This is a genomic window from Blastomonas natatoria (assembly GCF_003201955.1).
Classification (GTDB): Bacteria; Pseudomonadota; Alphaproteobacteria; order Sphingomonadales; family Sphingomonadaceae; genus Blastomonas; species Blastomonas natatoria.
Map to the genome: position 1 here is coordinate 1 of NZ_QJJM01000037.1, position 5,398 is coordinate 5,398.

Annotated in this window: 6 protein-coding genes; 5 read left to right on the top strand and 1 reads right to left on the bottom strand. The window is 64.5% G+C overall.

From position 1 onward, the window contains the following. Window positions 1-27 precede the first annotated feature (27 nt). Window positions 28-315 (bottom strand): hypothetical protein, encoded by a 288-nt coding sequence (locus C7451_RS19430; RefSeq protein ID WP_062342959.1) that lies wholly within the window; start codon window positions 313-315, stop codon window positions 28-30. A 524-nt stretch (window positions 316-839) separates the two neighbouring features. Between C7451_RS19430 and C7451_RS19435 the strand changes: the two genes are divergently transcribed. The 5 genes from C7451_RS19435 (at window position 840) to C7451_RS19455 (ending at window position 5,328) form a co-directional block, all read left to right on the top strand. Beyond that, entirely contained in the window at window positions 840-1,115 is a 276-nt protein-coding gene (locus C7451_RS19435) for a PadR family transcriptional regulator (RefSeq protein ID WP_230959640.1), read from the top strand. After that, window positions 1,112-2,290: a putative peptidoglycan glycosyltransferase FtsW/RodA gene (locus tag C7451_RS20145; protein ID WP_196490289.1), complete on the top strand. Its 1,179-nt coding sequence runs from the start codon at window positions 1,112-1,114 to the stop codon at window positions 2,288-2,290. The genes C7451_RS19435 and C7451_RS20145 overlap by 4 nt, the downstream gene beginning before the upstream one ends. Before the next feature lie 5 nt (window positions 2,291-2,295). Next, window positions 2,296-3,228 carry an alpha/beta hydrolase-fold protein gene (locus C7451_RS19445; protein WP_062342963.1) on the top strand — a complete coding sequence of 311 codons (933 nt, stop codon included), beginning with the start codon at window positions 2,296-2,298 and terminating at the stop codon, window positions 3,226-3,228. Window positions 3,229-3,334: 106 nt separating this feature from the next. Continuing rightward, complete coding sequence (locus C7451_RS19450; RefSeq protein WP_230959639.1) at window positions 3,335-4,270, top strand: alpha/beta hydrolase; 936 nt, start codon at window positions 3,335-3,337, stop codon at window positions 4,268-4,270. Window positions 4,271-4,365: 95 nt separating this feature from the next. Beyond that, entirely contained in the window at window positions 4,366-5,328 is a 963-nt protein-coding gene (locus C7451_RS19455) for an alpha/beta hydrolase (RefSeq protein ID WP_110300465.1), read from the top strand. Window positions 5,329-5,398: the final 70 nt, after the last annotated feature.

Consider the following 5,398-nt stretch of genomic DNA (forward strand, 5'->3'; position numbering starts at 1 on the left):
ACGATCCCATGTCGCGCCTCAAGCTCGCTAATTAGCCGATGTTCGCATTATGTCTGCCAAATCGTTGTCTGGCGCACAAACCTTGAGGTGACGCCAGGTGGCGGCGACCCGACTGTTGAGGTCGATGGCCATGGCCGCCAACAGATGCCCGAGGCATGCGAAGAGCACGATCGCAGCCAATGTGGTGGTTGAGCCTTGCCGGTCGGGCATGGGGCTCAGGAGGTCATCGGTTGAACCGGCTCGAACGCATACCCACCCGACGATGCCGGGCAGGAGAAGCAACAGAGCAATAAATAGCTGGTAGCCGAGCGTCATGCCGGCTGCGGGCGTCGACCGCCAGCCTCGGGCTGTCGCTCGGCGATCGGGCGTGCCTCGCGCAGGCACGGGAGCTGGAGCGCCCTGCCCTCACCGCCGATAAGTCGTGGCGGGCTGTGAAGGTGAAAGGGCTGAAGGTCGAGGTGTTGCGATAGCCGGCGACGACCGCTTTGCGCCCCAATGCTGGTCGCTCAGCGAGCGCCCGGGCCTGCCCGGAAGCGGACATTCTGACCTACGATTGTGGTACCGACGGAGGGGCAGGCTACCGTGCATCGGGATCGCGTGTCAGAACCGACCGGTTGTGACACAAAGCTCACGGCGAAAAGCGCCGTTGCTTCAGCGCCCTGCTTTCCTGCAAGCGGTCGGGAAGCGGGGACTGAAGAAGGCTTCTCAAACCATTACAGTGAGAAGGTAGGCTGATCCGAGCGGCACCGACACGATCTAATCAGAGCTTGACTATAAAGCTATCTAGGTAGACTTAATGGCGCATGTCTCGAACACGCGCGCTCTCACCCCAAGCCCGGATGATCCTCGCCGTCCTGCTCGACGCACGTGACGGATGGTCTCACGGCTATGAACTGGCGCGGCTCGCCGGTGTGAAATCCGGCACGCTCTACCCCCTCCTGATCCGTCTGGAAGCGCAGGGCTATCTTGAAGCGGAATGGCAACAGCCTCTGGAGAGGGGACGACCGCCGCGGCACGCCTACCGACTGACGGCCAGCGGGGTGCAGCTCGCCCACGCCAATCCTCCGGGTCAATCGGCGTCACCGGCTTCAGGCCAGCGGGAGGCGACAATATGAGCGTTGGACGTCGGCGCGGCCTTGCCGATCTTGCCTGTCGCGCTCTGCAAGCCACGCTACCTCCCTCCTTGCAATCATGGGGAAGGGCCATCCGTTGCGAAACGGCGGAGATTTCCAACGATACCAAGGCGCTGCTGTTCGCGCTCGACAGTGTGTTCGGCCTCATACCACGCGTGCTCGCGTCGTATCTGCTCCGCCCCTTCGCCTCGCTGATCGGCGAAGGCGCCCTTTCCTCCGAAGGACTAACGACCATGGACTTTCACGAAAGCGCGGCGCGTCGCCCCCGCGCCATAGGTATCGCGTGCGCAACCGCCGCGGTCGCGCTGGGCCTCGCCTACATGGGGGTCGCCGGCGCTCCCGCGCGCTACCTGGGCATCAACCTCGTCGCGCTGGCGATCGGCATGACGCTGCTGGGTCTCGTCGGCCGCGTTATGCTCGCGGGCCCGCGGTGGGCGGGCGGGACGATCGCGGCGATGGCGGGTGCGCTGCTGGCTACCGCCCTGCTCGGCGACGACGTCGACGGCGCGGTGCGGTGGGTACGCCTCGGTGGGCTGTCCATCCAGCCGAGCCTGATCCTGCTGCCCCTGATGGTCGTAGCGTTCGCGCGATGCCGCGACGCGCTCGCGACGGCGGGCATGATCGTCGCCGCCGCCGCGATGGCGATCCAGCCCGACCGTGCGATGGCCGGAATGCTTGCGGCGGGTCTGGGCGTCCTCGCGGTCATGCGCCCCGAAAGGCACCTCATCGCGGCGCTCGGCGCGAGCGTCGCCAGCTTCGCCGCGACGTTGGTCCGTGCCGACACGTTGGCGGCGGTCCCCTATGTCGACCAGATCCTCTACTCGTCCTTCGACGTCCACGCAGCCGCCGGCGCGGCGGTACTGGGTGGCTCGGCCCTGCTCCTCGTTCCTGCGATCGTCGGCTGGCGCCGCGATCCGGCGAATCGCGACTCCTATGCCGCCTTCGGGTTCGTCTGGCTTGCCGGGATCATGGCTGCCGCCCTCGGCAACTACCCGACCCCGATAGTGGGTTACGGCGGAAGCGCGATCATCGGCTATGCCCTGAGCCTTCTGGCGCTGCCGAAGCTGACGGGAGCAGGAGTCGGCGTGGACGCGCAGGCGGCCGGCGAGGCCGAAACGACGCCGCTCGATCGCCATCTGCTCGTCGGCGCGGCCTGATCCGAATGGCCGACGCCCACACGGGCGGCCGCCCTCGCCGCGCGGCCAGCTCGATACTCAAGCGCCCATACCGGTCTTGGCTGCTCGCGATCCTCGTCGCCGCTTCGATCTACTACGCATGGACGGAGATCACGAAGACGCGAGGTGCCCAGAAGGTGTCCTTCGTCCCGGCGGAACAGGCGTGCGGGACGGCGGGCCCGTTCCGCTACTGCGTCAACCGGGACCGGCGGGGCTCCAACGGCGACATCGTCTATCATCTGCACGGTCGGAACCTGGACGAACGCATCTGGAACGACGACACCTACTTGACCGCGATGCTGCAGGGCGAATGGCAGCGTAGCCGGGCGCTGCCGCCCACCGTCGTCACCCTGTCCTACGGATCGACCTGGATTCTGACGCCCAAGGGCGAAAAGGCTGACAGCGGCTTGCTGGACGATCTGATGACGCGCCTGCCGGCGATCGAGGCCAAGGTCGGGCGCCCGCACCGCCGCCTGCTGATGGGCGAGTCGATGGGCGGGCTCAACGTCCTGGTCGCGGGCCTCTCCTACCCATCGCGGTTCGCCAAGGTGGCGGCGTTATGCCCCGGCGTATATGCATCCTCGCCGTTCGCATCGCTGTCTACGATCCGCACGACGGCGGAGCGTACGGGTGCGAACCCCAAGATCGTGTTCGGCGTTTTGCTTATGGCACGGAAGTATTTGGCTAGCGATGCGGAGTGGCGGCGCGTCTCGCCGCTCGATCTGATCGAACGGGCGGGGCCTCACTATCCGGCGCTCTACCTCTCCAACGGTCTGTACGACACCTACGGCAACTTCGAGGGTACTCAGCGACTTGCCGACATGGCTCGCCAGCGCGGGGTCAGAACGGAGTGGCATCCGATTTATGGCGGGCACTGCGCGACCGATACGTCTTCCTTGGCCGCGTTCCTTCTTTCCTAAGCACACCTGCTCTCTCTCAATAGGAGACTTTATCTTGCCAAGAATCCGGGTGGTCATTCCCACGCTCCTTGCAATCGGCATCGCTGGAGCGGCCTGTGGGCAGGCAATGAAGAATGACAGCTCACCCGCGAGAGTCGAGGTTCCGAAGGTAGAACGGGAGGGCGTCTGGCAATCTACCCCTGGCGGCACGCAGGTGCCGCTCTGGCCTGCGAACGTCCCTCTCGCCAAACCCGACAGCGGCGATCGTCCCGAGACGACCGGCAACGGCTCACCCCTTGTGGGGGGAAGAAAATGGCATTGGGCGACCTATGTCACCCGGCCGACCATGACGGTCTATCGGCCGAAGGGGCGCAATACCGGTGTTACGATGCTGGTCCTGCCGGGCGGAGGTTTTTACGCCGTAGCTATGGACCTGGAAGGCACCGAAGTCTGCGATTGGGTGACCCGGCAGGGTATGACCTGCGTCGTGCTCAAGTACCGGACGCCGCAAGTGTGGCCGAAGGAGAACGGAGAGCAGCAGCGACCGAAGGTGCTACTGGGTTTGGAGGACGCCCAGCGCGCGATTGGGTTGCTGCGGCAACGCGCCTCGACCTACGGGATCGACCCGCGCAAGATTGGCGTAATCGGTTTCTCGGCCGGCGCGTATCTCGTGGCGAATATGAGCAACACGGAAGAGCGCACTTATCCGCTTACCGACGCGGCCGACCGACAATCCCCGCGGCCCGACTTCGCGATCGTGGCCTATACGGCCCGCATGTTGGATAACAGCAAGGGGAAGAACAGCCTCGAACTAAAGCCTTGGGTGAAGATCAGCGCGAAGGCGCCGCCCACGCTCATCATTCACGCGATGAACGACTCCGTCGATGATATCCGACAGCCGATGGCTTATGCGCTGGCGCTGAACGACGCCGGCGTGCCGGTCGATATGCGTGTCTACGCGAAGGGTGGTCATGCATTCGGGATGCGGCCGACGGCCGATCCGATAACAACGCAGTGGCCTGGGCAGGTCGAACAATGGCTGCTTAATATAGGCATGCTGTGACGCGGACGACACGACCACGTTCTTAGAGACTCTAAATCGTCTCACATGCTCTGCCGTCTCCTTCAGCGTCTGCGGCAACTCTTAGGGCTTGTACTATGATTCGTTCCTGGCTTTGCGCTGCGCTCCCCTTTATCCTACTCGTTCCGGGCGCGACGGCTTGCGCCGAACAGGTCGCTCCAGAGCCGCCCAAGGTCACTGACGCGCTCCCGCCCATCACCTTTCCCACTAGCGCCGCGCACGACGCGCCCTCGGCACTCGGCCGCCGTTATCAGGTGTGGGTCGACCTACCGCCGTCCTACGCACGTTCTAAGAAGTCGTTGCCGGTCGTCTTCGTCCTCGATCCACACTGGGCGCTCCCGGTGACGCGCTCGGTGCGCTCGCTCGTCGGACAAAGGGGTCGCAATATCGAGGACTTCATCCTGGTCGGTCTTTCCCATGACCAGGACAGGGGCTTGGAGGGGCAACGGCGCGACTACACTCCTACCGATCCCCGACGCGACCCCGCGCACTCTCCGGGGTCATACTCGGCTCCGAGCTACGGTGAGGCGGAAGCATATCGACAGTATATTGAGACGGTCGTGTTTCCCTTGGTCGCTCGGAATTATCGCGTCGACATGAACCGCAAAATCTTGGTGGGGCACTCCTATGGCACGCTGTTCGGCTTCCACGTGCTGTTTACGCGGCCGGAGATGTTCAACGGCTACGTCTTCGGCAGCCCCTCTCTCTGGTTCGATCTCGGGGTGATGTTCCGTACGGAAGAAGCGTGGGCGCGCTCCGGCCGGAAGCTGTCCGCGCGCATACACATGGTGACCGGCAGCTTCGAGGCGATCGCTCCAGGAGCCCGCTACAACACCACCAACGACCTCGTCGCGGATATGGAGCGGACGCGCCGCACGCTGGCCTCACGGGGGCATCCCGGCCTTTTGATCACAAGCGAAATCGCGCAAGGCGAGGACCACCTGACGGTATTCCCCGACGTGGTCACGCGCGGTCTCCTGGCAGTGCTGCCCGGCCATGGGCCATATACGGGCAGGGTCGTGTCCGTCAACGTGGTGTAAATTCGGTTGTGGCCAGCGGGCTGCATTTTCAGGCGGCCTTTGGTGTAATCTGTAGCGGCTGAGCCTCCTC